Raw genomic sequence first — 25,728 nt, 5'->3', positions numbered from 1 at the left:
GTGAGAGGCTTTCAGGAAGCGGTCCGCGACCGGATCTCCTCGCTCCAGGCTCGCGTAATCGAGCTGGAGCAGAAGGATTATCCCACGCCCGCTTCGCACAACCTACTGGGCGTCATCCGCGAGATCCTCGAGAAGATCCCCAACCAGCTGAAGCTCTACGAGCCGCGGTTCGCGCGCGCGCCCGAGGCCGGCAGGCGCTCCGGCGGGTGGCTCACGAACCTGCTGAGCAACCTCCACGCGTTGATGTTCATCGTCAACGAGACCTCGCGGGCCAAGACGCCGGCGGCGCTCATCAGCTCGCTCCGCGACACGGCGCGCGAGTATACGGGAAGCTCGGTAGATCTGCTGATCCGTCCGGACAGCCAGGGGGTGCAGTACGGCTACGAGGCGCTGGACCTCCAGATCAGGGAGGTCCTCCAGCAGGCCGCAGACTTCATCGACGTGCGGTTGGAGGACCTAGTGCGGCCGCTTGGCCAAGGGCTGGTGGTGCTGAGCTACCCGGCGGCGGAGAGGAACAATGTCATGTTGCACGGCATCTTCCTCCATGAGCTGGGCCACCACATCACCTACCGGAACGGGATCATGGACCGGGTGATGGCGGCGCATGCCAATCCGCCAGCCATCTCGGACATCGACGCCGAGGCCTGGATCTGGGAGTTCGCGGCCGACCTTGCAGCGCTCAGGATTGCCGGGCCGGCGTACGTTTTCGGGATCTACCAGAGCATGCTGTCGACGGAGGTGCTTGAGACGTACCGCGAACGGCACCCGCCATCGTACTGGCGGATGCTGGTCCTTCTGGATGTGCTCGGCGCGGAGGGCTTCCTGGACGCCATGCCGGCCGCACTCCGGGAGCACATCGACGGCTGGCGGGACGATCTCGCGTCCGCAGGTGAGCGCTGCGGCGCCAATCTGCGTGACGACGGCACGGAAGGACTGTTCGCTTACGTGGAGCGGGTGCTCCCTACCCTCATCGAGGAGGTGCGGTCCTCGATGCCGGCGGGATTCGTTGCGGGCCAGTACGCGCACGAGTGCCAGGTCCTGCTGGCGCAGCTCAAGTCGTTCGTACCGTTGAACGAGTGGTACGATGTAGATCGGGGGACGTGGATCCCTGTGAGCCTGGCGGCGATCCTGAACACGGGGTGGATGTTCATGCTCGCCGAGCTTGAGCAGTTCTTCACGGAGATCGGCGCCACCGATCCCGACGAGAGGGAGCGACTCAGGCACCGGATCTTCGATTTGATCGCGAAATCCGTGGAGTTCGCGCAGATCCAGAAGGACATCGCGCGGGTGCAGAACCGCGCGGAGGTGGCCGCATGAGCGCGCTGTCTGGCGATGCGATCCGCGCCGCGATGCACCTTCCGGAGCTCGACTGGCGGCTAGTCATCACGCCTCTGCTGGAGCGCGAGGACCAGATCCAAGACGCCAGCGTGGACATGCGTCTCGGCACCGAGTTCCTCGTGCCGACTAGGAGCGACGTGTCGCTCCTCGATCCCCACAGGGACGAGCATGCCGCGGAGGTGGCTAAGATCTTCCGGCCGTTCCACGTGGCGCTCGGCAAGACCTTTGTTTTGCACCCGAAGCAATTTGTCCTCGGCTGCACACTGGAATACGTCCGCTTCCCGTCGAACCTGATGGGGTACCTTGAGGGGAGGTCTTCGTGGGGCCGCCACGGCCTGCAGATCGCGACGGCGACGGTTGTTTCGCCGGGCTTTGCCGGCGTGCTGACGTTTGAGATCACGAACGTGGGCGAGGTGCCGATGCACCTGCGCGCCGGCACGCGCATCGCGCAGCTCGTGATCCACACGGTGGAGGGGGTGGACAAGCCGAGCCCCCGCAAGCCGCGCTCGCAGTTCCGGATTCCCACCGGTCCGGAGATCGCGAAGTTCGAGGCAGACCCGGATCGGCGCATGCTTCAAGCCTACCTCGAGCTCGATGGGCCGGAACCACTGGATGCGGACACCAGCGATGACGCGGCGCTGGATGGTGCCGAGGCGCCCGAAGCAGGCGATGAGGATGACACTTCTCAATCGGCGTAGCTGTCGTCCGCGTTCTCCGGATGGACCCCGCGCGATGCCCCGGCTTCCTAGCCGGGGCATTCGCTTTCCGGTCATGGCTGGGAGGGGTGCTCGCGCCGTCCGACTGTAACGGAGCCGCGTCAGTTGGACGAGGGCCCGAGAGGGCCCTGGCCGGAAGGGTTCCGGCCGGTGAAGCGCCGCTCGCACGCTGGTGCAGCGGGCTGCTGAGTTCGACGACGCCCGAGGCCCGTACGGCCCGCCGGGCCCAGGGAGCGGGGGAAAGCAGATGAAGCCCGAGAAGTTGATCCTGACGGTGGTGGTGAACGGCTCGCCGGTCGAGCTGGAGGCGAACCCGAACGCGGAGCTCCGCACGGTTGTGACCCACGCGCTGGCCGAGACGAAGAACTCCGGACAGCCGTTCGACAACTGGAAGCTCACGGACCGGAGCGGTAATCCGCTCGACTTGTCGGCCAAAGTCGGGGAGGCGGGGCTCGTCCGCGGGTCAACGCTCTTCCTGAGCCTCCGCGCGGGTGTTGGTGGCTGAGGGGGCGCCCATGGCTGCCGAGTGCAAGCTGGCGGACCCGGCCGTCTCGCGCGCGAAGTTTGACCGCGAGATCTCGGAGTACCGGGCGCTAGAGGCCGAGTACCGCGGGCGCGGCTGGCTCCTCGTCGAGGCGGAGTTCCCGACCGCTGTCTTCGTGCTCGCGGCTGCGCACATCAAGCCGGCGCCGGTGGTCTTCGGGGTCCGGTTCGACTTCAGCGACTACGACCTGCTCCCCCTGGACGTGACGCTGGTGGATCCGTTCACGCGGGAGCCGTATCGGGCGAAGGAGCTGCCGACCGTGCTGCCACGCCTGGTCGGCGCCGGGGGCGTCGGCCTCCGCCAAGAGGCGGTGGAGGCCCAGGTGGCAGAGGCGCTCGGGGCGCAGGGCGCAGGGGGCGCCGGCGGCGTTCCGATCCAGATGGAGGTGGGCCAGCTGATGATGTCGCATGATCCCGAGGAGGTGCCGTTCATCTGCTTACCCGGAGTGCGGGCCTACCACGATCACCCGGCGCATACGGGTGACTCCTGGATGCTGCACCGCCCCCGCGGCACCGGCCGCATGTCCGTGCTGCTCGAGCATCTGCACCGCTTCGGTGTTCAGAATGTCACTGGCTACGCTGTCCAGGTTGGGCTGGAGACGGCTGGCTGGCAGCCGCCGGGTCCGTTCCGGATCCACGCCCAGGTAGTCGGCTTCGATCTGGAGCTGCGGCCGGAATGAGCGACCTCCTGGACGTGCGCGAGGTGCGGGTTCCCCGGGACTTGGCGGAAGCCGCGAGGGAGCACCTCCGCGCAGCGGGCGAGGAGGGCTGTGAGGCGTTTGTGCTCTGGGCCGGCAAGCGCGGCGGGGATGTGTTCGAGGTGCTCGCGACGCTGGTGCCGAGGCAGACGGCGCACCGCACCCCTTCGGGCCTGCTCGTCGAGGTGGACGGAGACGAGCTTCTCCGGCTCAACGTGTGGCTGTACGACAACGGACTGCAGTTGGTCACGCAGCTGCACGCGCACCCGGGCGAGGCTTACCACTCGGAGACCGACGACCGGTACCCCATCATGGCGCAGGCCGGAGGGCTTTCCCTCGTTCTCCCGGACTTCGCGGTGCGTCCGTTCGACGTCAGGGATCTGGCGGCGCACAGGCTCCTACCCGGGCGCGGATGGATCCGCCTGTCGGGCGCCGAGATCGAAACCCTGCTGAAGGTGGTGGACTGACCGATGGCTCTCGCCAGGTACTTCGACAAGTCGCTGCTCGCCGGCTCGGCCGTGCTTCAAGGCTTCGATCCCGCGGCGTTCGCGGACGTCCTGGAGAAGCACGTCGTAGCGATCTCCTGGGACGCGGCGGCAGCCGCCTCCCCTGCCGGGCGCGTGGCGCTCGAGATGGCCATCGAGCTGCTCGCGCGGCTCTACCCAGCGCTGCTGCTGGAGCCGCGTGGGGAGGGAGCAGACGCTCTCCAGGCGGCGCTCGCCGAGCGCGCGGGAGAGATCAACGGGCTTGTCTCCTTCGCGGAGCCGGGCACTGCGACCGTCCGCATCAGCCTTGGACAGGCGGAGGTGGCAGCACTCTCCGATACGCCTACCTTTTATATCGGGTCCGACGGCTGGATCGCGAGGCTGTCCTCGACACGCCCCGTCGCTGTCGGGCAGGGCAGCAACCCGTTCGGCGCGGCGGCCGCGGCCTGCCTCGGCGCGGCCAACGTGTTTAGGCACGTCTTCCGGGCGCAGCTGCCGGCGGGCGAGCCCGACGGCGACGTAGAGTTCTCGGTGCTCACGCTGGACCCGCTGGAGGAGGAGCCGTCGAGCCCAGCGCTCACGAACACGGACCTCGGCGAAGCCTTCCTGGTGGGCGGGGGCGCGGTGGGGAGTGCGGCGGTTTGGACGCTGGCGAGGGTGCCCGGGCTCTCGGGTCAGCTGCACGTCATCGATCCCGAGAAGCTGGACCTCACGAATGTGCAGCGCTACACCGGTACCGCCGAGCGCGACGTGGACAGCGTCAAGGTGGAGCTCGCGGCGGCGGCCCTGGCCGGGTCTGCCCTAGAGGTGCATGCCCATCCGTGCAGCTGGGGCGAGTTTCTGCACGCGCGGGGCGACTGGCGCCTCGACAGGGTGGTCGTGGCGGTCGACAGCGCACGGGACCGTGTGCACGTGCAGGGCGCGCTTCCCCGCTGGATCGCGAACGCCTGGACGCAGCCGCGCAACGTCGGGATCTCCCGCCACCGGTTCGACGGCGAGGAGGCTTGCCTGACGTGCCTGTACATTCCTGAATCCGTGCAGCGAAGCGAGGACGAGATCATCGCGTCCGCAATCGGGATGAGCGGCCGGCCCGCGCTCCTCCGGATTCGGGATCTGCTCCACCGTGCCGCACCGCTCGACGAGGCGTTTGTGCGAGATGCGGCCACCTGCATGGGCGTCGACGCCGATCTCCTCCTGGGCTTTGTGGGCCAGACGCTGCGAAAGTTCTACAGCGGAGCAGTCTGCAGCGGGATGGTGATGCGGATGGGCGGCCACGCGACCGCCCCTCGGGCGGAGATCCCGCTCGCGTTCCAGTCGGCGATGGCGGGCGTGCTGCTCGCGGCGGAGCTCGTGGCCGAAGCGGGCGCGCTTCGGCTTGTGCCCCTGCCGACGACCACGGTGATGGACCTGCTCCGGCCACTCGGGACCGTGCTTTCGGCTCCGAGGCGAAAGGTCGGCACCGGTGCCTGCATCTGCGAGGATCCTGATTACGTCGGTGCGTACCGCGCGAAGTATCCGGCTGTTTTGGCTTGAGGCCGATGGCTGACCAGTTGTTGGGGTTGGGGCTGAACATCAACCTTTAGAGGAGAGGTTCCGATGGCCAAGGGAAAGACGACGGGCAGCAAGGCCGCATCGGCGGCGTCGAAGACGCTCAGCAGCGGGTCGACGGGTGCGGCATCGAAAAAGGCGGCGGGAAGCGCGCTTTCGCAGACGGGCGCGCCGAAGAAGACCACTTCCGCCAAGGCCGGCAGCGCCGCCTCGAAGGTGCTCGGCGACGGCCAGACCAGCGCTGCATCCAAGTCGGCTGCGGCCAGCGCGCTTTCGCAGCGGCCCTCAAAGAAGAAGTAGGGCGACGCTGCTCCGGGCCACGGCAGGGTGTTGCCTGGCTCTCAGGTTCGGCAAACTGGCCGGCCCCCGGCGCACAGTCGCCCCTGGCCGGCCCCGCGCCGCGCGAGTGAGGCGTGCGGGGGCATTCGGTCCGGCGGTTGCTGAGCCCCAGAGACGGCCCCGCGACCGGTGTATCGCAACCTATCCCGGAATACGCGCTTCGTCCCATGCCCCCGTATTCATCTCCAGGCACGCCTCCCCACCCGCTGGACGACCTGACCGAGGACCAGCGCGCCACATGGCGGGAACTGCACCGCTTGGACCCGTTTTTGGCCGGACTGTTCCTGCACGGAATCCGGCTCATGGACCGAATCGACGAGCCGGGAGTCTCGTACTTGGTTGCGCACGCCGGGCGCGAGCTGAGCAACGGCCTGATGCGCCACTTGGTGGGGGACGTTGGGGCGTCGCCGGACGAAGACGCCGGGGCGGAGCCCTCCCCCGAAGCACGGGAACGCAACCGCCTGAAGGTGGCGGCGGCGCTGGGGCTGCCCCCGGAGCACCGCTTGGTGGGCGCTTGGGTAAAGGACCAGCGCACGCTCGTCAAGCAATCGCACCACAGCCTCACCCGGCCCGACCCCCACAGCACGCGCGACGCCTTCTCGGCCCGCGTACAGATGCTGTACGGGCGCGTGGCCCCGTACTTCGACACGCAGGCGGAGCTGGATGAGTTGCTGGCCGTGGAGCAGCCGTCGCGGGCGGAGGTCGAGCGGCTCCGGCGCGTGCTGCTGCGGCCGGCGCAGCGAGCGTACTTCTTTGACCGCCTGGCGCACGTGGGGTGGCTGGAGCCGCTCGCCGCTGAAGGGGTGTTCGCCAGCCCGCCCGAGGCGGTAGAGGCTGCCGACGGGCGATGGAGGTGGAGCGCGTGGCCCGAAGGCGCCTACCTGGTCCGCATGGCCCCGTCGGAACCGGCCGTCGTGGGCCGGGTGCTGCTGGCGATCCCCCCCGATTTGCGGAACGCCGCGGTGTGGGCCGCCGCCGCGCGGGCGGCGGCACGGCTGCCGCAGGCACACGCGCGGCCGCTCTCCCGGCGGGTGGTGGCCGCGTTCGGCCATACGGGCGTGCAGGCGGGCCAGGTGCTGCTGGAATTGGCGGTGCACCTGGCGCAGCTGGGTGACCGCGAGGCGTTCAAGGTCGCGCGCGCTCTGCTGGAGATCGTTCCTGTCGAGCCGGAGCCGGCCTCCGTGCCCCTGGCGCTGCGCTCCGGAGGCCTCTTTCCTCTGCGGCTGCAGCATCTGGAGACGTACGACATCGGTGAGGTGATGGAGCGCCTGCTCCCCGCGCTGGAAAGGCTGGACGGCGCCGGGACCGTCCGCCTGCTTTTCCGCCGCTTGGAGACCGCGATCCGCGACGTGGCGGGGCGGGAGGAGGAGCGCGGCGCACGCCTGCGCGGCTGGTCGCCGGACGACCTGCAGAGCGCGGAGGGCGAGGCGGACGTCCGCACCCACCTTGCCGTAGCGCTGGCCGGTTCCGCCGCGCGCACCGCCCTGGTCGGTGAAGCGCAGGCGGAGCAGGTGCTGCGGCTACTGAGCAGCGGTGCGGACGAGGTGTTCGACCGCATCCGTCTGCACGTGCTGGGTGTGGCGGGGCACCGGGTCCCCATCTGGCGCGACTTGGCGGTGATGGAAACCGCGCGCATCGACCAGATGCCGGCGCAGGAGTACGCCGCGTTCCTTCGGGCGCAGTTTGCCGGCGCCTCGGGGCAGGCGCAACGCGTGTTTCGTTACGCGCTGGACCGCGGGCCGGACCCGTTTGTCATTTCCCACGTGGTAGCAGGGGACGAGCTGGACGAGGACGCGATCCGCGCCCGGATAGAGACGTGGCAGCGCAAGGTGCTGCGCTACTTTCACGGCAACGTTCCCCCCTCGCTCCGTGACCTGCACGAGCGCCTGGGGACGGACCCAACCGCGGACGAGGACCCGCAGTATCAGCGGGCGCTGGACGAGAACGGCTTTGCCGTCCGGGCGGCACGCGGCCCCCTCTTCGGGGTGGAAAGCCCCCTGCAGCCGGAGGCGCTGCTGGGGATGGATGCGCGCGAGATCCTGAAGTACCTGCGGGAGTGGGAGCCCGGCCCCGCGTACATCAGCGGACCCTCGGCATATGGTCTGGGGACCGCGCTGGAATCGGCCGTGGCCACGAATCCGCTGGCGCTGGAGCCGCTGATCGTCGGGGCGTGCGACGCCGCCCTGCGCCCCGAGTACCTCGACGGAGTGCTGCGCGGCCTGCGCACAGCGATAAAGGAAGCGCGTCCCATTCCCTGGGAAGCCGCCTTTAAGTTGGGCGACTTCATCTTCGAGCGCCTAAACGGCGCGCTAGGCGGGACCATCTGGGCGTTGGCCGCGGATGCGGCCGTCCGGCTGGTGGAAACCGCGTGCCGCGAGGATCAGCTCCCCTCCGGACAGGAGGACCGCCTGTGGAGCGCGCTGGAACGGTGGTGCCGCGCGGCAGTGCGGCTTGTGCCTCCGGAGACGCGGCCCGTCAGTTCGGGCTCCACGTCCAGGACCCACATAGCGATACGGGCGGTGCTTCAGGCTGGACTGTGGTCGTGGCGCGCCCACGCCGGCTCCGCAGAGTCGGAGACCCGGGTTCGCCAGCGGCTGTTCCCCGTGCTGGAGGGCGTGCTGGGGGAGAGCGGACGCGGCGGCCAGGCGGCTCGTGCAGTGATCGGTCGGTACGTTCCGCGTTTGTGGAGAATGGATCGCCACTGGACGCTGGCCATCGCGCCGCGCGTGTTTGCGCCCGCCGACGGCCAAACAGGCCCAGGGCCGGGGTGGATTGAGTACCTGCGGACGGCCGAGATGGAGAGTCGTCTGTTCTGCGATCTCCGACCGTGGTACCTCGACTTTCTGCGAGCGTTGCAGCCGGTGGATCGCGCGCGGCTTCAGCAGGAGGGCAGCGCGGAGGTCGTCTACGAGGCCGCACGGCATGTGCTGGGCGCGGTGATCCACGGCACTGTCGCTCCCGTCGATACCGTCGTGGAGGCGCTGTTCGCGCATCTGGCGCCGGACATCCTTGGGAGGGTGTACTGGTCCGTGTTCCGTGCCTGGACGGACGCGAACGATCCGATTCCACGGGAGCAGCAGGAGGGGCTGCTCCGGCTGTGGTCGTGGAGACTCGATGCTCTGGAAAACGAGCCGGGCGAGCGGGCGCGGGACGAGGCTGCGGAGATGGACTGGTTGATCCATGTTCCGCACATCCCCTTGGACGAAGTCATTCCCCTCGCGCGCCGCACCATTGCGCTGGCCAGCAAGCGGGGCCGCCTGCGCCCGCTGTGGGACCGCGTGAGGGAATTTGGGTCGGTCGATATCGCGGCGGCGCTGGAGATGACGGCTGATCTTGTCGAAGCCCGCCTCAGCGGAGAGTATCCCGACTTTCGCCTGCAGGAGGTGGGGCCCATTCTGGAACAGGCGCTGGCATCGGAGGATGAGTCGGTCCGCGAGCGGGCGCGGTGGCTGGTGCACAGACTGGGCGACGGAGGATTTAGCGAGTTTGGAGCGCTTCTGCGGCAGGACACGGCCTCTGATCGTGATTCCGGCTCCGCTTGTCGTAATCTCGACCGTGCCGTGGACGCGCACGAGGTTTTCGCGACGCAACAATCGGATGTCCAGCATCCGATCCCACCAACGCAACGGTAAAGATGAACGTCGACTGCGGCCCCTGCCGCGCCATGCCAGCATCCAGCGCAGGGGTCCGGCCCTCCGCAACGGAGCTGCATCCTGCGCTTCCGTTGCGGTGGTCAATTAGGGGACTTGAAGTGACGACAAAGGGGTGGATTGCGGGTTACGGTAGGCACACCGCAGGTTAGGTGCGGGTTCTCACTTTATCACCTAAACGACCCACGCACTCGCATGCCGCTCCATCGGTTCTCAGTCACGTTGCTCCGGAGGGAGGATGCTGACTCGATCAAGGACCTATTTACTTACATCGTGAGTGACGGGCCCGGACTCCTCGTGGCGGATGGCGAACCAGAGATCCAGCGCGATCTGAGAAGGCGAGGCTTCCTCGTCAAGGATCTTGGGCCTGCGCCCCCGTTACGGTCGAGGGAGGAGGCACGGCGTCCACAGGTGCGGGGCAGAACCGGTAGAGCGCGTGTCGCGGCGCGCCTACCTGGCGAGCCTGGATACGCGACAATCGTGATCTCAGGTCCCTTGCTCCCGGAGTGGGCCGACGGGTTGGCAGGTGTGGGTGCCCGGCTGACCGAGCGACTAGGAGAGCAAACCTACGTGGCCGCCATGGGCGCGGAGAGTTGGGCCGCAGTTGCCGAACTGCCGTTTGTTACCCAGGTGACGAGGTATGATCCGCGCCCGCCGCAACCGCTCGTAACGGCCCCATCGCCCCCACCGCAAGAGCGGTCTGCGAGTACTCTGATCCGGCGCGGCGCCGGCCGATTACGCTACACCGTTCAACATTTGCGAGCTTCTGCCGCTGGTGAGACCGTCGAGCACGATGTGTGGCTTCATACGGCGGATCACGCTGACCGTTTTCTTCTGGAGGCCGAAGCTGCTGGCGTACCAGTGGTGGGGCACGGCGGGCGGCGGGTCAGGATCGGGACGGTGTCCAGATCGAAGCTCGACCTAGTCCGCCGGATGGCAGGCGTGGCATGGGTGGAGCCGCATCGCGAGAGACGGCTCCACAATGAACGGGCTTCGGAACTGATCTGCGTTCCTCCAGTGCAGACTGAGCCGTCTGGGCTAGGCCTTTTCGGGCGCGGACAGATTGTCGCAATTGCTGACACTGGGATCGACGCGGATCACCCGGATCTCCGGGATCGGCTCCGGACGGTTATTTTTCGTGGCAGGCCCGGGAATCCCACCGATGATAACGGTCACGGGACCCATGTCGCCGGCTCGGTCGCCGGGACTGGGTTGGCATCGGGAGGACGGATCCGCGGCATCGCGCCGGAGGCGGAACTGGTCTTCCAGTCCTTGAGCGACGACTCCGGGGCGTTGACGGGTCTTCCTGTGTCCCTTGAGGAGCTTTTTGAAGAAGCCTTTGATGCCAACGCGCGCATCCACAACTGCAGTTGGGGGGCTGCTACGGAATCGCAGTATGCGGTGGACGCGCTGGAGGTGGATGCCTACATGCACCGGCGTCCGGATTACCTCATCGTCATTTCCGCCGGCAACGAAGGCACGGCCGCCGCTCCGCGCCATGCCTCGATTGGCGCGGTGGACTGGCTTTCCCTCTGCTCCCCGGGCACTTCCAAGAACGCGCTTGTGGTCGGTGCCAGCAGATCGGACCGGGATCACGGTGGGTTCGCCGAGCACACCTACAGCGAGGTTTGGCCTGATGACTATCCAGCAGCGGGCATCGGTGATGATCGCATATCGGGCGATGCGTCCCGGCTTGCGGCCTTCAGCAGCCGGGGCCCGTGCACTGACCGCCGGATCAAGCCAGACGTCGTTGCACCGGGAACGGACGTGCTCTCCACGAGAGCCTCGGGCGCGCCTGATGGTAATTTCTGGGGGCAGCACTCCGACGTGCACTACGCGTACATGGGTGGGACCAGCATGGCCGCCCCGCTGGTGGCCGGCTGCGCAGCACTCGTGCGGCAATACTACGAGGAGCGGCGCGGCCATTGGCCCAGCGCTGCGCTGGTCAAGGCCACCCTGGTGAACGGGACGGAGTGGCTCACGGGCGCTGATGCGGTCGCTGATCACCCCGATTTCCCGAATGTGCACCAGGGCTTCGGGCGCGTCTGCCTTGCTCGGTCCTTGGGGGTGGGACACCGGGAGGAGGTGGCGTTCGTCGATACGTGGGGATGGGCTGTCGAAGACCAGCCGATCGGGTTCACCGGGGCGGTCGGGCGGTGGCTTGTGCATGTGAGCGGACCGGGCGAGGTCCGCGTGTGCCTTGCTTACACGGATCCTCCCGGACGCGGATTACAGAACGACCTGAACCTCATCGTGCAGCGGGTACGCGCCGACGAGTCCCCGCTGGCTCCGCCGGTGCCCGGCAACGCTGGCCGCCCGTTCGCGCTCGGGGAGTTAGACAGCGACAATAACGTAGAGGTGGTCCGGCTGGACGTTGCGGGTGCGGGCCACCTGCTGCTGCAGGTCGTCGGGTCCAACCTGCTCCATGGTCCCCAGTCCTTCGCACTTGTGGTCTCGGGTCCGCTGGATCCCGGCACCAAGCTTGCCTGATCTCCGTTGTGGTAAGTGAAATTGCCAACGGCAGGCTTACTTACCACAGCAGGATCGACTGGTAACAGCTGTCCTCTGAACGCTACTTTCGTATCCTTTGGTAAGCAAACCTTGACTAGAGTGGTTTTGCTTACCAGATTCCACACATGAATGAGCTAGAGCGCGCAATCGTCGACCTGGTGCGGATGGGCATGCGCGGAGACGTGGATTCCGTGCGCCAATACTCGCGCCGCCTGCTCAAGCGGGCCCCCGCAGGCGATGGCCCGGAAGGCGAGTTCAGGGCCGCCATCGGAGATCTCCTCCTGCAGCAGGACGCGGTGCGTCCTGCGCTTCGTCGTGGCGCCGCCCCCGCCGCGCTCCGGGAAGATACCGCTTCGCGTGGGCGTAGCACCGCACCCGCCGCCCAGCGCGGCGCGCGGAGTCCGCAGCCTGCGGATATCCCTTTCGATGCGGGCAGCGCGCTGCGGCTTGCAAGAGTCGAAACGGGCGTGGCAGCTGAAGCGCCCGTGCTAGGAACTGAAGCACTGGAGGCGATCACATCCGTGCTGCAGGAACGGCGGCGGAGCGAAGCGCTTTCTGCGGCTGGTGTGGCACCGAGCCGAACGGTGCTTCTCACCGGCGCCCCGGGTGTCGGGAAGACCATGACGGCCCGCTACATAGCAGCTGACCTGGGGCTCCCACTCGTGACGGTGGATCTTGCCGCCGTGATGTCGAGCTTCTTGGGCAAGACCGGCCAGAACCTCCGCCAAGTGCTCGACTTCGCCCGCGAACACGCCTGCGTGCTCCTCTTGGACGAGTTCGACGCATTGGCCAAGCGGCGGGATGATCAGAGCGATGTCGGCGAGCTGAAGCGCATCGTGAACGTTCTCCTGATGGAACTGGAGACATGGCCTGAGCACGGGCTGCTCCTCGCCGCCACGAACCACCCGGAACTGCTGGATCCTGCGGTGTGGCGCCGGTTTGACGTTGTGATCGCGCTCGATCTTCCGGATACCAGCCGCCGGCGGCGTATCCTGACCGAGGCCCTCTCGGGGAGTACTTGGGGGGACGCTGCGGCCAACGACAGGATTATCGAATTCTGCGCCCTGGCGACAGAGGGCATGTCAGGGTCTGATCTGGCTCGCTTAGTCCGTGGGACCTTGAGGAGTTCCGCACTATCCGGCCGCAGCATGGACCATTGCTTGGCCGATGCCGCCCGCGCCGAAATCGCTCGGGGCGGCAGCGGCGGCGCGGACGCGGAGCGAATCGCTCGTATTGCCCATCAGGAACTAGGATGGACCCAGCGCTCCATCGCCCAGATGCTCGGAGTCACACACCCGACAGTGGGCACCTGGCTAAAACGCGCAGACTCGGCCGGGCCGGCCAAGCGCCGCGCGAGATCCCGTGTGAAGGGGACTGCCGGAGGCAACGAGCCTGCTATCACCTGACGTAGTCACTTACACGGAGACAGTTAATGGCTGATCGTGCTGAAGCGCGCGGATCCAGGGCTCGACCGCCCGCGGATCTACGTGCTGGGTCCGGCGCTGCGGAGGCCCGGCGACCGTTCCTTGTGGGCGGGGAGAACTACCCCGTCGACGTCGATCGAGCGGGTGGGGGTGGGGACAAGTTCGAGCCGTACACGCCGCGCGAAGCCCGGGCTCGGCTCCTCCCTCAGGTTGACGGCCTGCAGATCGCCGTCCGCAGCATGCCGGAGCAGCTGCGTGGGACCGACGTCGTCTTCGAGACGAGACTGCTGGCCAACTATCTTGCCGGCAGTCATCACCCCGCAGAGCTGATCCGCGCGGCTGGGTTCGAACTGGTCGGAAGCCGCAATTCCCCCGGTCGGCTTGTGACGCGGGATTCCGAGGAGACTTACCCCACGAAGACCCTGCTCCTTGCCGGCCCGGACGAGAGCTACACGCGGTTGATGCGCCTTGTCGGCGCGGAGCCCGAGGCGGCGGCTCCGCGGTTCTGGGAGAGCATGGTTCGTGTGGACGAGATGCGCCTCGCGCCCCCCGAGGACGTCATCCGGTCGCGTGTGGAGCTGGGGACGGGCGAGGTCTTCACGTGGGAAGCGGTGCTCCACCCCGTGAGATCACGCTCGGTCAACGCTTCCCGGGAGCTTCGCAGCGTCCTCGCCAAATGGGAGGCGCTGGTCAGGTCAGAGGGAGGCGCGATCGACCTGGACGACGTACGAACCGTCGACGGGATGAGCTTCATTCCGGTCTCTCTGGCGGCCGAGTCATTGTCGCGTGTGGCGCGCTTCAATCCGCTGCGCTGCATCAGGATCATGCCCAAGGTGAGGCCGCTGCGGGTTCCGGTCACTCGCGCGGTGGACGGACCGTTCGAGCTGACGCCTCCAGACGAGCGGGCAACTCCCCGGAGCGCTACCCGGATCGCCATCTTCGATGGCGGCGTGGACGAGTCCTGTCCGTTCGTCCGGCCGTTCGTGCGTCAGTTCGAGCTCTCCCCGGAGCCTCCGGAAGACGAGGATGTGGCCCATGGCGCAGCGGTGACGACAACAACCCTGTACGGGTACGTGCGGGCCGATGCTACCGTCCCCCGGCCGGATGTGTTCGTCGACCACTTCCGCGTGCTTCCGCTACCGTACGCCGCTGCGCACGGACCGGACGATATCGACCGCGAGCTGTACTGGCTCCTGGGCGAGATCGAACGCGAGGTGCGTGCTGGCGACTACGCGCTGGTCAACCTGAGCGTGGGACCGCGCATGGCGGTGGATGAGGCTGGCGAGCCAGACGCGTGGACGAGCACCCTCGACGCGCTCGCCCGCGAGAAGCGAGTTCTGTTCGTAACCGCCGCCGGCAATGATGGTCATCTGGACGCGGAATCAGGCCTGCACCGCGTCCAAGTGCCGGCCGACATGGTGAATGGTCTCGGAGTGGGGGCGTGTGTGGACCGCGATGGGCGCCAGGTAGTCAGGGCTTCGTACAGCTCGCAGGGGCCAGGCCGGTGGGGGGCGCGGGTCCAGCCGGCAGGTGTCGCGTTCGGCGGGGTCCTGCCGTCGGCGCCCTTCGTGGGCGTTCTTCCGCACGGTGCGCTTGGGATCATGGAGGGGACTAGCTTTGCCGCCCCGCTGGTGACGCACGGCTTGACAGGCCTCTTGGCCGAGATCGGGCCGACCCGTGCGTCACCGGAACTCCTCCGAGCGTTCGCAATCCACCATGCGACGCGCAGCACGCGCAACCATGATCTCAACCAGATTGGGTATGGCCGTTTCCGAGAGCGTTACGATGATGTGTGGGTGGGGGCGCGCAACTCGGTGACGGTGGTGTACGAAGACCGGCTCAACCGCGAGGGAGTCGCTGGGCTGCGCCTGCCAGTGCCTGCGGGTCTTCCGGCCGACGCGCAGCTCGAGCTGTGGTGGACCCTGTGCATCACGGCTCCGATCGCGCCGCGCGACGCGGTGGAGTACACGATGGCTGGATGCGAGGTGCTCTTCCGTCCGCACCGCTACCGGTACAGCTTCAATGATCCGGCGAGGAACAACAAGAAGATGGGGGAGGCGGATATCCGGGAGGAGCGCGACCTCGCCCGAAGCTTCATAAGGCAGGGATACGTGCAGAGTCGAATGCCAGTGTCGAAGTCTGCACCCCGGATGTTGGGACGAGAGCAGGGTCGGAGGGAGGGAGGCAAATGGGAGACCGTCGTGCAGCAACGCTTCTCGCGGCTGGAGGCAAGGACGCTGATCGAGCCGACGATCGAGCTAAACTACATCGCGCGTGATGGTGGCGTTATCAAGCGGGATGTGGATGCGCTTCCGTATGCGATGCTGGTAACCGTTAGCACGCGCGCCACCGTGGATCTGTATGGGCTGGTCAGCCAACAATTCCCTCTACTCGCGCCGATCCAAGCCCAGGTTCAACTCCGGGTTTGAACGGTCGTCGCGGCAGGTAATCCGCCCTCGGATGCACTTCGCATCCGAGGGCGGATTTGCATCCAACTCGCTCGGTGCTTAGAAGTCTACGTGGCGGCGCCCACGCACTCATTCTGCTCACTTGGCAAGCTCGCTCATGGACAAGGCCCTGCGGCCCGGACAGGCAAATGCTCAGTTAAATGCCGTGATACGTCAGACTGGTCGTGAACACTACGGCCTGCCTCTACGGGCATCAAACGGCGCGTCGACGAAAACCGCTTCGTCGGTATCGCGGGCCGGGGAGAACGCACCGGCCCTGTCGCCCGCCACCAGCAGGTCGAGGAACGCGCGAGGGGGGAGCGAGGCTGGGTCCACCTTCTCCATCTCCTCTTCCAAAAATGCGTGTACGTCGGGGTAGTGCACGCGTAACACGCCCATAAGGTACAATGACACGCGGATAACAATGTCGATTCCGGTATTCAGGCGCACCAGCAGATGCAGTAGCCGGTCGCCCGTAAGGCCGATAAGGGCGATGTGTCGTACACCTACCCTTCTCCATTCTCGTAGGAACGCAAGCAGCCAAGACCCTTTCCAGTACGGAAGCACGACGACAGGCAGCGGGTTGAGTGCACGCACTACCGAGTGTGCCGTCCAGTTCTCGAGATCCAACGCCGCCTCGTCGAGTATGGCTACGACCGGGTGCGATTTAAAGCGGCGGAACCAGGCTTCCACATCCGCCGTGGGCCCGTATAACCTCATGCGCATGTCCGAAAGCATCCAGTGATCTGCGCTTGGCGGTGAGTCGGGAACGCGCTCAAGGGGAATCACGAGCAACGTGAGCCACTGTTCTTCCAGCACGACACTCGCGGGCCCTACGGTGATGATGAACCCACGGTAGTGTTTTACCATCGCCTCCACTGCTATTTCCCCGGCCAGTGGATGGAGGATGTGAGTAGTGGAGAGCGGGATCTTGACCTCGTACTCTACATCCGCTCGCGAAAGTGCGAGTTGGGCGTGCGTAGGGCGCTGCTGCTCCGGCATCTCCAGCCCCCAACTCTCGGCATAGATGCGGCCGGCCTCGCTGTGCGCTTCGCGACTGCGGTAGGCCTCGTAGGCGCCTACGAAACGCACCCCTGGACAGATAGCGGCCAGCGCGTGCTCTACCGGCTCGGTGAGCCGCCGATCCACATCCTCAATGAAGTCGAGGTTCTGCTTTGCAACGCTCTCGGTAGCGCGTCGATAGACTTCCGCCGGTGGGCCATCGGTCGGCAGGCCATGAGCGATCGCGGACTCGATCACCTGCTGGTGCACCAGCCAGCCAAGTTCCGTCGAGAACGGATTTCGCGCGAGCGCAGATGCAAGTTGCTGCAGCCTATCATCAGGTCGATATGCAGCGTCGCACATCAAGGCTGACACCGCATCCGGGAATCGGTCGTCAAACGGTGCCTGGAGAAGTACGTCTGTGTTGAGGGCGGCTTCGGCAAGCGCGCGTACGACTAGCCACTCGAATCCGGCGAATGCGGGGCCGAGTGCTGCCAGCGGACTTGTAATCAACTCGTAGGCGGCGAGATAGTCGGGTTGAAGCGCGGCAGAACGTACATCGAGCGAGTAGCGCTGCTGCAGGTCGAACTCGCGGAATACTGCGTACCCCTCGTCCACGTTCCAACTGCCGTCGAGCACTACATCGAGTACTTCGCGTGCCCTGGAACTCCACGGAACGCGGCTCGGCGGCATCTGCGTGATCACCAGCGCGAGCAGTTGCTGTACGTGACCGTGGGTGGTGCTTGACGCCAAACTCTGATGGCTAAGCTCGTGCGTCTCAGTGTAATGAAGCTGATCGCTGTTTTCATGGGCGTATAGGTGGATACGCACGCTCGAAACCAAGTCGAACTCGCCCAGCAGGTATAATCGTCGTAAGCTGCTCCGCATGTGTTCAGTTTTGAGCGGCGTTTCCGCTGTTCCTAACTAAGTGTCCGGTACGAGTGGTCGCTCCAGCACCATGTTGGCCGTCGCTCGCTACCGCGGACAAACCTCAATAGAGAAGTTGTCGACCCATGCTTCCGCACTGGCACGTCTGTCATTCGCCCCCACGGAGACCGCGACCGTGACGAACGCAACTTGACTCAGATCGACCTGCCCCATCCGATCCATGACGATGCGCGTAACATCCACGCGTTCCCGTAGGGTTTCGCCGTTTGGCAACCGATTGAAGTTGAAACGATTTGTGCTTCGGGGAGCCTCTGGTGCCCCGGCGAAAGCAGATCCTTCCCAGATGTTGATGTAGCTTCCGGCGTACATCTGCCCCAGCGGCCGGTGGCTGGAATCCAAGAGCGTCAAGCTCAAGCCTGCGTTTCCGGTCCCCGAGATCCCGATGATTCCACCCTCTCTAGCGTTGAACTTCCCTTCGTACCCGAAGAGGATGCGTCCCAGCGGTACGGAGACAGTTTGCTGGATGGTCACGTGCGAACGTCCAACATGGCTCATGTGAAGCACGTGACTGTCGGCGCCGCGGATGACTTCGGTGACGCTTGCCCCTTGCTCGATGTCCCCGTAGGTCCGGTTCCAGCCGGTGCTCCAGTGTCTTTCGAAGTTCCCATTCACCAGCAGGTTCCCAGTACATGCACGTACGTACTGCCCTGGTCCGCTGACCGTGCCGTCGTGGAACCGCCACGGAGTCCGGGTACGCCAGACCTCCCTGACCACCCCATCCAAGATGGCGTGGATAGAGGTCGTGATGCTGGTCCTCGATTCCTCTATATCAGCAAGCGCCAGCAGGAGCAGCATTCCGACGCCGGCCGCCCGGCCGAAGCTGCCAATGCTAGTCCGCGTGACAGGGCCCCTCGCGCCAAAGCTCTGGCGGGCAAGGCTTTGAAGGGAGGGGTCACTTAGGGTCCGAATCGCGATTCCGCGTGTGCGGATAGCGGCAGCGAGATCATCGGCCAAGGGAGAAAGCCGTCCCGACCAATCCACCTGGTCGTTCACCGTCGCTACGACGACAACTGATGCCGATTGGTTTAGCTGCGGTACAAGCTCGGCTGCGAGGGCTTCTCCAGATGCGAACTGCCCTTCCAATGGGCTCCCGACTGCGAACACGAGCGCGAGTGCTGCGAGTGCGCGGTGCATCAAGTGACGCATTTTGCTCCCTCATAATGAAAGTGAACCCCCTGGTCCTGCCGTGGAGCGAGTAGATCGATACGTGGAACTCGATTACCCGGCAGCTCACGGCCATCCTGTTAGGTAGAGGATTTTGCCTTCACTTCGCAAGCTTTCTGTGCGTTGCCATGCAGGTCGCCTTAGTTCTTGGGGGCCAGGGTCAACCAACGCGAACGGGGTGGCGGCGGTGCCAGCGATACACCTCCGCAAACGCATGGTAGTGAGGTCCGGGATCAGGATCCCGCGTGAAGGTGGGATGCTGGACGGAGCGCTTGCGCTCGCCCGTAACAGCCCAGATAAGGGCTTGCCGCTCCCCATTGAGCCAACTCTCCAGAAGGTCCTGCCGGATCCACGTCATGGCGTGTCTCGTGGTGCCGTCCTGGTAGAGGAGTGAGATCGTAGCCCTGCGCCCGCCCGGTTCGTGGAAATCCCACGAAGGAAGCCTTATCCAGAGCCCCAGGCTCTCCGCGATCTCCTTGTCGAGAACGGCGGTTTGATAGTTGGCGGTGATCTCGGAATGGTGTGCATCCCAAGCGTTGTACCGGATGAGAGAACGCACCTTGAAGGTGCGCCCGGAACCGGTCCTGGAGTGCGCCAGTGAAACCGGAGTCGGTTCGGTTGGGGGGAAGGTGTTCCGCCAGGGCGCTTCGCCAGCGTAGGTGTGGCGATCCTGGGGTGGGTCAGGCAGGCCTCGATGCCCGGGGTCCACGCCTGCCAGTTCGCGCGCAAGCGCCGCGGCATCACGCTTTGCTGTTGTTGCAGTACGAACCATGACGAGCATCCCTTGACCTGTCAAAGGATCGTTCTCGTCGAGAACCGCGTCCAGGAGGATCCACGGACCACTTTGTCCATCGATGATCTCGGCCGTGAGCCATGAGGAAACCTCCGGGACGGCCCCACGCGCGACCCACTCGCGCAGAGGCGTGAGCTGATCGGGCAGGAGGCTGCTGCTGACCACGCGGAGGCTGCGTGGCGGATCTGGAAAGCTGGCATCGAGGTCCACCTCGGCGGGCCGCAGCCGCGGCTCATGATAGCCCTCCGGGAGTAAGCCACGGTCCAGACGCCAGCCGTAGAGTTCATAGAACGCGATCCATGCGTACTTCAGCCCAAATCGCTCGATGTAGGGTCGCGGTTCGGCGGCCGGTGCCATGAGTGCAACTGTTTCCGTGCGGGTATCCAGCTCCCCGAAGGCGTCGAACCGATATCCCAGGTCATACATCCGCCACCGGAGGCGGCCCATCACCTTGCGGTACTCCGGGTGGTCGTTGTTATACAGCTGCCGCCCGGGTACCAAGCCCCCTACCGTGTAGTTGGCGAAGTCCATGTGCATGGGCTCGTTCCCGTCCCGATACCGGTCCCGGTCTCTGTCGTCCGCGTGTCCCCAGCGGTCGACGTCAGCGCGCCCTCCCGCACGCGGAAAGGGAGCGGCTGCGCGGTCAAGCTCGTGCCTGGTGAAGAGGTCTTGATCGATCCTGGCGGCCAGCGCCAGGACTCCGGAGGCTGAGTCTCGCAGGAGTGCGTGCGTGGAAGGATGCGGTGCTGCGTGGGCGAACATGGCTGCATACAGGTCACGGGCGAGCCGGGGCAGCACATCTCCCTGGTATATTCGCGCCGCCGGATCCGCGTAGAAGGCCATCGCCACCCCGAAGCACGCGGCCAGACAGCGTTCAGGTACATACGGATCGTTGATGGCCAGAGAGTCGAGCGTGAGCGCAGCGAGCAGATCGGGATGGCGCCGCCCGTACCAGTACAGCGCGCGCGTCGCCCGGTCCCTGAGGCCACGAACCGTGCTTGTGAGCAGCCATCTGAGCCCCAGGGCGGCAAGCTCCATTTTTTCGGATGTGTGGGCCCCCCGCGAACGGTCCGATCGGCAGGTGCGCTCGGTTTCGGCTGCGAGCCATTCCCAGAAATGGAGGGTCTGCTGCCCATGGACACCCCACGCCAAGTCGCGCTCGCGCATGCTCAACCCGCGGAGCAGCTGGTCCCATAGCCTCAGGTTGAGCGGATGCTTCGGGCTGAGCGCCGTGTTGAGGGCCAATTCGAGAAGCACGTCCCGATTCGCTGGGTCCGAGAACAAGGCAGCGACCACGCCAGCCTCACGAGCTGTGATCGACGCCGGATTCATCTCGAAAAGAGCTTGCACCCCGGCGTTCCAAAGAACCGGGTTGTCTGTGACAGAGAACAGGTGCGCGCCGGTGCTCGAAGGCGCGGCGGCGGCCAGGCCCCGCACCACGTCCTCGGACAGTGGGTGCCTTCTCTCGGCATCTACCGACGCGAGCCGCGTGAGGAGCGGCTCCGAGGAGACGAGATCCCCGAGCCCTCGCTGGCGGACGTCGGCAAGCAGTTGACGCGCGATCAGGTAGCCGCCGAGGAGGTCATAGGTGAAGCCGACCTGTTCTCCTTCGCTTTGGCTCAGGTCCTTGTGGATCAGCAGCCCCTCGTCGAGGAGAGCCCGGGTGAGAGATCGTTCCCACCCTGTGGGATGGGAACCGTCCAGGAGGCGAGTTGCATCATCGATCGGAAGTGTGCGCCGGCCGCTTTCCCATAGCTGATTGCATAGTGGCGCGAGCGCGTCCTCCACGAGCCGCTCAGAAGGACGGAGATCAAGCCTGGTGGCTAGAGATCGGCTGATCGTCGCCAGGTACCGCTGCAGCACGGTGTAGAGCGTCTGCGCCCCGAGGAAGACCTCTTTCTGCACCTCGCGCTTCGGGTTCTCGCTCTCACAGAAGATCTTCAGGTACAGCGGGTGCTGGAACTGGCGCAATGGACTCAGTGTGATGTCCACGACGAGCCGATACCGGCTGAAGTACTGCTGGATGACCGATGATAGCACTTCTGCCGTGAAGCCCTTCGCCTCCACCATGTCGGCCGGTGGGTCTCCCCAGACGACCGGCAGATAGGACGGCCGGCAGGTGGTCACGAGGCGCACGTGCGGGCGCTGCGCGATCGACTCCTCCAGCCCAGGAAGGTTCTGTTGCCACAGCCCAGGGTTTTCCGCCTCGTTGATCGCGTCGATGACCAGGAGCGCAGGGGAACCGCAGGCTGCGGCGTACGCGTCCAGAGCACCAGTAAACTCTTCCCATGAATAGGAGCGGGGGATCTGCAACTGATCCAGAATCTGCGACTCGATCGATGAGCTTGCCCTGAAGCGCCCGCCAAGCAGAAGCACCGCGGGCCGGTCCTCCGAGATCGCAGCGTGGCACGCGTGCGCCGCGCCATGTGTCTTGCCCATGCCGGCTGAGCCGATCACGTGCATGGCGCTCCGCCCGGAATCCCGCAGGGCCTCGGCCGACTGGTGCAGGAGTTGGAGGATCTGCACGGCCCTGCTCCCCGGCTGGAGCATGATCTGGAGAGGGCCGGGGAGCGGTCGGTCTGGATCCACGTCCGTGCCGTCCACCATCTCGGGCTTGAACTCGCCGACCGCGGTCCACGCAAAGATGCGCCTCGCCTCTTCGACCTGTGCCATTGCCGTCGCAACCAGCGCGTTGCTCTCCGCCAGATCGGATACGGCATGTTCCGCGACATGATGAAGGATAGCGAGCGCCGTTTCCGAGGCAGCGAGCAGCGAGGTGGCTGCTGGGAGGTAATCTTCAGTTTCCGCCAGTGCGCAGGCCTTCTGCCACTCAATCCGCATGGAGGCGAGCACTGATTCCGCCTCCTTCGCAGTATGCTTGAGTGCTGCGGTCCAGAACCGGTCTTGCGCGAGGAAATGCACGCGCATGTCGGCTTCTGTCACCGCATGGAGCGCGGGCTCGAAGGGGTCGCGGAGATTGGCTAGCTGCCACGCGAGCCGGGTGCGGAACCACTCCGGACTGAGCGGGATCTCACCGAAAAAGAATGCGCGCTGTCCAGCGCTGGCGGGCTGTGCGAGAAGCTCGGAGAGGTCACTGTCGCCCCAGTGGACCAGTTCGATGCCGGGGTGTGCCGCCTGCAGTGCGTTCCACCACTTCAGCTCCGAGCCGTCCGCACCGGTGGTGAACGAGGTGGGTGTGCAGAGGAACCACTTGGTCAACTGCGGATGGCACTCGATCGCTCGCCTGAGCGAGTCCTCGATCTGTCGCCTCTGGTTGCGTCCGATCCGGGGGCTGGGATAGAAGAACTTCGCCTGCCAGCCCCATTCATCCCCGTCGGCGCGGGTCAAGAAGAACTCGACACCGTCTCCGCCGCCGCTGTCGTCAATGGAGGTAAATCGGCCGGCGTGCCCGTACTCTCGTCTGGCGAGTTGAAAGCAAAGTTCTTCGAAACTCTTCCGCTTGCTTTCCCGGAACGGTTGAAGGCGGGACCATTCGGTCATGCGAGCATCGGGTGTGATCTGCTGCCAATGGCAACGGCGAACCTTCGCGCGATGCGGTCAGGCTTCAAGAGCATGCGATCTGTCTCGACGGATGGAAGTTCTGAGCCGTGCCGGCCGAAATTGATACTTGGTTCAGGACGAGTGCCATCGCTCCAGCAGCAGATCATCGTCGGTGCCTGACCGGCGCGCGCCAGTCAGGTTCAGGGCGTGCGCGGCCATCAAGAATCTCCACCCCGGCGGCGCCGGCGAGCTCCGTGAGGATAGTTTCGCGGGCGTAGAGCTGCGCCTGATGCGCGGCGTGTTTGCGGATGCGCCGGAGCTTCTCTTTCGTTCGCGCCTTTCGGGCGCACGGTTACCGCCCCGTTCAGTGTCCGGTGGATCGCTTGGCGCACCCACCAAGAGACGTACGAGACGAACCTCGCCCCGTTCTCCGGGTCGAACTTGGTGGCTGCGTGCACCATCCCGACGTTGCCTTCGTTGATGAGGTCGGCGAGCGGGAGGAAAGTCCCCGGGTGTACGGGCTCGCGCACTTCTGCAGCATGTGCGGTTTTCTTGTCTGCTCGGCAGCGTTAGCGCACTATGTAGCACAATCCAAGAGGCGCTATCCTAGATTGTGCGACACTATCATGACTCTCTTGCAGTACGACCCTGGCGAGCCACTTAGCCTCCTACTCCAAGCACCGGGCACGACATCGATACGAATCTCCGTCTCCGTGCCCCCTCGCTTGCTGCTTGAGAGCAAGGTCGACGAGGAAACCCTGCGCGTTGACCTGCCGCCGTCAATCTCGAGTGGTCCGATACAGGTGAGCATCGACCTGCTCGGGCGGCCCACAACCCAGATCAATGTGGTTTGTAGGTTCGGGCAGAGCAGATCGGAAGTCGTCTGGACCGGTACGGCCGCGACCGACCACCGAGGTCGGGCCACCGTCTCGGCGGTATTTGCCTTACGACCGATTGTCGGAGACAGCGGGGATCAGAGAGCCGAAGTTATCACAGGATTGCGGCCAACGGTGCGGCTTGGAAGAAAGCGTATGGACGGGGCGGAGTACCTCGTGTGGTATGGCACCAACCGCAAACCGGTTGACGAGGCGAACCCCGGGCGCGGCTATTCGGCCGAGCGCGACGATCGGGTGCACCACGGGCGCTGCCGCGTCTTCATCCCCAAATCCCACAGAATCGGTTCCACGGGCTCGCCGTGGTGGAAGCGGTTGATTACCCGCACGGACGACCGCTTGCGCATCCAGGCGGTGGAACCGCTTGCCGCGGATGAGCACTGGGCGGACCTTCGCCGGGTAATCGCGGGGTTGGAGGCGGGACAAGACCACGCAGTAGTCTTCATCCACGGTTATAACGTCTCGTTCCAAGAGGCGGCGCTGCGCGCGGCGCAGGTGGGTTTCGATCTGCAGGTGCGCGCAATGGCATTTTTCAGTTGGCCGTCGCGGGGCACAGTGCAGGGATACATCCCGGACACCGCCAGCATTGAGGCCAGCGAAGCCGCCCTAGCCGCATACCTCACCGGCTTCACAGAGCAGAGTGGGGCGTCGCACGTGCATGTGATCGCACATAGCATGGGGAATCGCGGCCTGCTGCGGGCCGTCAACCGCAGCTTAGTGACCGCCGAGCGGCGCGCCGGGGTGTCCTTCGGCCAGTTCATTCTCGCCGCGCCCGACGTGGACGCCGACGTGTTCCGCGACCTTTCGCGCGCGTATCAGGGCGTCTGCAGGCGCGCGACGCTTTATGTATCGGCGCGCGACCGAGCCGTGAGTGCGTCGCTGGCGCTGCATGGGGCCCCGCGGGTGGGGTACACGCCGCCAGTCACGGTGTTGCCGCACATCGACACGGTGAACGTGTCGAATGTGGACCTCACCGTGCTGGGGCATGGATACGTCGCTGAAGCACGCGACGTGCTTCACGACATGCACGACTTGATCTTTCACGGAAATCCGCCGGAGCGCCGGATGGGGTTGCGCCCGGAGGAGACGAACGATGGCCGCTACTGGGTTATCGGCGCGTAGCGGCCGGACCGCGGCGCGCGGGGCTATCCCGCGCGCGCGTAGATGACGACCTGCTGGGGCCGCACTACCTCCCCCCCCACGCTGTAGCCCGCCCGCACGGTCTGGCAGACGCGGTCCGCCTGTGCGGGGTCAGCGGTGGCGCGCAGGTCCACCACCTGCTGGTACTCCGGATCAAACACCCCCTCATCTTCCAGCACCGTCACGTTCTCCAGCGCCAGCGCCGCGCCCAGTTCACGGTACACCAGTTCCACCACGTCCGGGGACAGGCCGCTTCCGTCCATCCGCGCGAAAGCCAAGTGGTCGCGCATGCGAATCAGCGCTCGAGCCACCGGCGACAACTCCGCATCCTCGTCCAATTCCGCGATACACGGCCGCGGAGGCAACGCGGCTGCGGAGGAGGTTAGTGGCGGTGGCGGGGCCGGAGAGGGCGCTGGCGGCGGCGCCTCTTCGGCGGCACGGCGGGCCTGCACCAAGGTGCTGAGCCCGGCGCGCACAGCGCGTAGCGCCACGTGCGTGTCCCCACGCGTCAGCGGAGGCGGCGTACCTTCGAGCACGTGGAACAGGCGCTCAATCTCTAAGGCCAGCGCGCGCGTTTCACGCGCGCGG

Annotated in this window: 17 protein-coding genes; 12 read left to right on the top strand and 5 right to left on the bottom strand. The window is 65.8% G+C overall.

Going from position 1 to position 25,728, the window contains the following annotated elements; all coding sequences use genetic code 11:
* The 11 genes from ACOJUJ_RS17160 (at position 1) to ACOJUJ_RS17110 (ending at position 15,681) form a co-directional block, all read left to right on the top strand.
* Positions 1 to 1,317, top strand: a complete 1,317-nt coding sequence (locus ACOJUJ_RS17160) for a hypothetical protein (protein WP_420128127.1) — start codon at positions 1 to 3, stop codon at positions 1,315 to 1,317.
* Positions 1,314 to 2,036: a dCTP deaminase gene (dcd, locus tag ACOJUJ_RS17155; protein WP_420128126.1), complete on the top strand. Its 723-nt coding sequence runs from the start codon at positions 1,314 to 1,316 to the stop codon at positions 2,034 to 2,036. Before ACOJUJ_RS17160 ends, dcd begins: the two co-directional genes overlap by 4 nt.
* 265 nt (positions 2,037 to 2,301) lie before the next feature.
* Positions 2,302 to 2,559: a DUF2604 domain-containing protein gene (locus ACOJUJ_RS17150; RefSeq protein ID WP_420128125.1), complete on the top strand. Its 258-nt coding sequence runs from the start codon at positions 2,302 to 2,304 to the stop codon at positions 2,557 to 2,559.
* A 10-nt stretch (positions 2,560 to 2,569) separates the two neighbouring features.
* A complete protein-coding gene (locus tag ACOJUJ_RS17145) occupies positions 2,570 to 3,277 on the top strand; it encodes a putative metal-binding protein (RefSeq protein WP_420128124.1) in 708 nt (235 codons plus the stop codon).
* Positions 3,274 to 3,762, top strand: coding sequence for a hypothetical protein (locus ACOJUJ_RS17140; RefSeq protein ID WP_420128123.1), 489 nt, complete (start codon positions 3,274 to 3,276; stop codon positions 3,760 to 3,762). Before ACOJUJ_RS17145 ends, ACOJUJ_RS17140 begins: the two co-directional genes overlap by 4 nt.
* A 3-nt stretch (positions 3,763 to 3,765) precedes the next feature.
* On the top strand, positions 3,766 to 5,313 hold the full coding sequence (locus ACOJUJ_RS17135) for an E2 ligase fold family C protein (RefSeq protein WP_420128122.1): 1,548 nt from the start codon (positions 3,766 to 3,768) through the stop codon (positions 5,311 to 5,313).
* Between the two features lie 63 nt (positions 5,314 to 5,376).
* Positions 5,377 to 5,628, top strand: coding sequence for a hypothetical protein (locus ACOJUJ_RS17130; protein WP_420128121.1), 252 nt, complete (start codon positions 5,377 to 5,379; stop codon positions 5,626 to 5,628).
* 341 nt (positions 5,629 to 5,969) lie between these two features.
* Positions 5,970 to 9,299: a hypothetical protein gene (locus ACOJUJ_RS17125; protein WP_420128120.1), complete on the top strand. Its 3,330-nt coding sequence runs from the start codon at positions 5,970 to 5,972 to the stop codon at positions 9,297 to 9,299.
* Positions 9,300 to 9,512: 213 nt separating this feature from the next.
* Positions 9,513 to 11,807: a S8 family serine peptidase gene (locus ACOJUJ_RS17120; protein ID WP_420128119.1), complete on the top strand. Its 2,295-nt coding sequence runs from the start codon at positions 9,513 to 9,515 to the stop codon at positions 11,805 to 11,807.
* A 146-nt stretch (positions 11,808 to 11,953) separates the two neighbouring features.
* Positions 11,954 to 13,234, top strand: coding sequence for an AAA family ATPase (locus ACOJUJ_RS17115; RefSeq protein ID WP_420128118.1), 1,281 nt, complete (start codon positions 11,954 to 11,956; stop codon positions 13,232 to 13,234).
* A 257-nt stretch (positions 13,235 to 13,491) separates the two neighbouring features.
* Positions 13,492 to 15,681, top strand: coding sequence for a S8 family peptidase (locus tag ACOJUJ_RS17110; RefSeq protein WP_420128117.1), 2,190 nt, complete (start codon positions 13,492 to 13,494; stop codon positions 15,679 to 15,681).
* Between the two features lie 210 nt (positions 15,682 to 15,891).
* Here ACOJUJ_RS17110 and ACOJUJ_RS17105 read toward each other — a convergent pair whose 3' ends face one another.
* The 4 genes from ACOJUJ_RS17105 to ACOJUJ_RS17090 form a co-directional block, all read right to left on the bottom strand.
* On the bottom strand, positions 15,892 to 17,589 hold the full coding sequence (locus ACOJUJ_RS17105; protein WP_420128116.1) for a hypothetical protein: 1,698 nt from the start codon (positions 17,587 to 17,589) through the stop codon (positions 15,892 to 15,894).
* An 87-nt stretch (positions 17,590 to 17,676) separates the two neighbouring features.
* A complete protein-coding gene (locus tag ACOJUJ_RS17100; protein WP_420128115.1) occupies positions 17,677 to 18,444 on the bottom strand; it encodes a hypothetical protein in 768 nt (255 codons plus the stop codon).
* Between the two features lie 529 nt (positions 18,445 to 18,973).
* Complete coding sequence (locus ACOJUJ_RS17095) at positions 18,974 to 23,107, bottom strand: hypothetical protein (protein ID WP_420128114.1); 4,134 nt, start codon at positions 23,105 to 23,107, stop codon at positions 18,974 to 18,976.
* Between the two features lie 218 nt (positions 23,108 to 23,325).
* A complete protein-coding gene (locus ACOJUJ_RS17090) occupies positions 23,326 to 23,637 on the bottom strand; it encodes a sigma factor (protein WP_420128113.1) in 312 nt (103 codons plus the stop codon).
* Between the two features lie 273 nt (positions 23,638 to 23,910).
* Here ACOJUJ_RS17090 and ACOJUJ_RS17085 point away from each other — a divergent pair, with 273 nt between their 5' ends.
* Complete coding sequence (locus tag ACOJUJ_RS17085) at positions 23,911 to 25,122, top strand: alpha/beta hydrolase (RefSeq protein ID WP_420128112.1); 1,212 nt, start codon at positions 23,911 to 23,913, stop codon at positions 25,120 to 25,122.
* 23 nt (positions 25,123 to 25,145) lie between these two features.
* Here ACOJUJ_RS17085 and grpE read toward each other — a convergent pair whose 3' ends face one another.
* The gene (grpE, locus tag ACOJUJ_RS17080; RefSeq protein ID WP_420128111.1) at positions 25,146 to 25,430 is read right to left on the bottom strand and encodes a nucleotide exchange factor GrpE; all 285 of its coding nucleotides are present in this window, start codon (positions 25,428 to 25,430) and stop codon (positions 25,146 to 25,148) included.
* Positions 25,431 to 25,728 lie beyond the last annotated feature (298 nt).

Origin of the sequence: Longimicrobium sp., from assembly GCF_048594345.1 — a bacterium.
Lineage (GTDB): Bacteria > Gemmatimonadota > Gemmatimonadetes > Longimicrobiales > Longimicrobiaceae > Longimicrobium.
This window is presented reverse-complemented; position numbering and strand designations above follow the sequence as displayed.

What these genes read in the sequence shown, in the direction of transcription:
- dcd (WP_420128126.1), top strand. Translation starts at nt 1,314, where the DNA reads ATGAGCGCGCTGTCTGGCGATGCGATCCGCGCCGCGATGCACCTTCCG.
- ACOJUJ_RS17150 (WP_420128125.1), top strand. Translation starts at nt 2,302, where the DNA reads ATGAAGCCCGAGAAGTTGATCCTGACGGTGGTGGTGAACGGCTCGCCG.
- ACOJUJ_RS17145 (WP_420128124.1), top strand. Translation starts at nt 2,570, where the DNA reads ATGGCTGCCGAGTGCAAGCTGGCGGACCCGGCCGTCTCGCGCGCGAAG.
- ACOJUJ_RS17140 (WP_420128123.1), top strand. Translation starts at nt 3,274, where the DNA reads ATGAGCGACCTCCTGGACGTGCGCGAGGTGCGGGTTCCCCGGGACTTG.
- ACOJUJ_RS17135 (WP_420128122.1), top strand. Translation starts at nt 3,766, where the DNA reads ATGGCTCTCGCCAGGTACTTCGACAAGTCGCTGCTCGCCGGCTCGGCC.
- ACOJUJ_RS17130 (WP_420128121.1), top strand. Translation starts at nt 5,377, where the DNA reads ATGGCCAAGGGAAAGACGACGGGCAGCAAGGCCGCATCGGCGGCGTCG.
- ACOJUJ_RS17125 (WP_420128120.1), top strand. Translation starts at nt 5,970, where the DNA reads ATGGACCGAATCGACGAGCCGGGAGTCTCGTACTTGGTTGCGCACGCC.
- ACOJUJ_RS17120 (WP_420128119.1), top strand. Translation starts at nt 9,513, where the DNA reads ATGCCGCTCCATCGGTTCTCAGTCACGTTGCTCCGGAGGGAGGATGCT.
- ACOJUJ_RS17115 (WP_420128118.1), top strand. Translation starts at nt 11,954, where the DNA reads ATGAATGAGCTAGAGCGCGCAATCGTCGACCTGGTGCGGATGGGCATG.
- ACOJUJ_RS17110 (WP_420128117.1), top strand. Translation starts at nt 13,492, where the DNA reads ATGCCGGAGCAGCTGCGTGGGACCGACGTCGTCTTCGAGACGAGACTG.
- ACOJUJ_RS17105 (WP_420128116.1), bottom strand. Translation starts at nt 17,589, where the DNA reads ATGCGGAGCAGCTTACGACGATTATACCTGCTGGGCGAGTTCGACTTG.
- ACOJUJ_RS17100 (WP_420128115.1), bottom strand. Translation starts at nt 18,444, where the DNA reads ATGCTGCTCCTGCTGGCGCTTGCTGATATAGAGGAATCGAGGACCAGC.
- ACOJUJ_RS17095 (WP_420128114.1), bottom strand. Translation starts at nt 23,107, where the DNA reads ATGACCGAATGGTCCCGCCTTCAACCGTTCCGGGAAAGCAAGCGGAAG.
- grpE (WP_420128111.1), bottom strand. Translation starts at nt 25,430, where the DNA reads ATGCGCGACCACTTGGCTTTCGCGCGGATGGACGGAAGCGGCCTGTCC.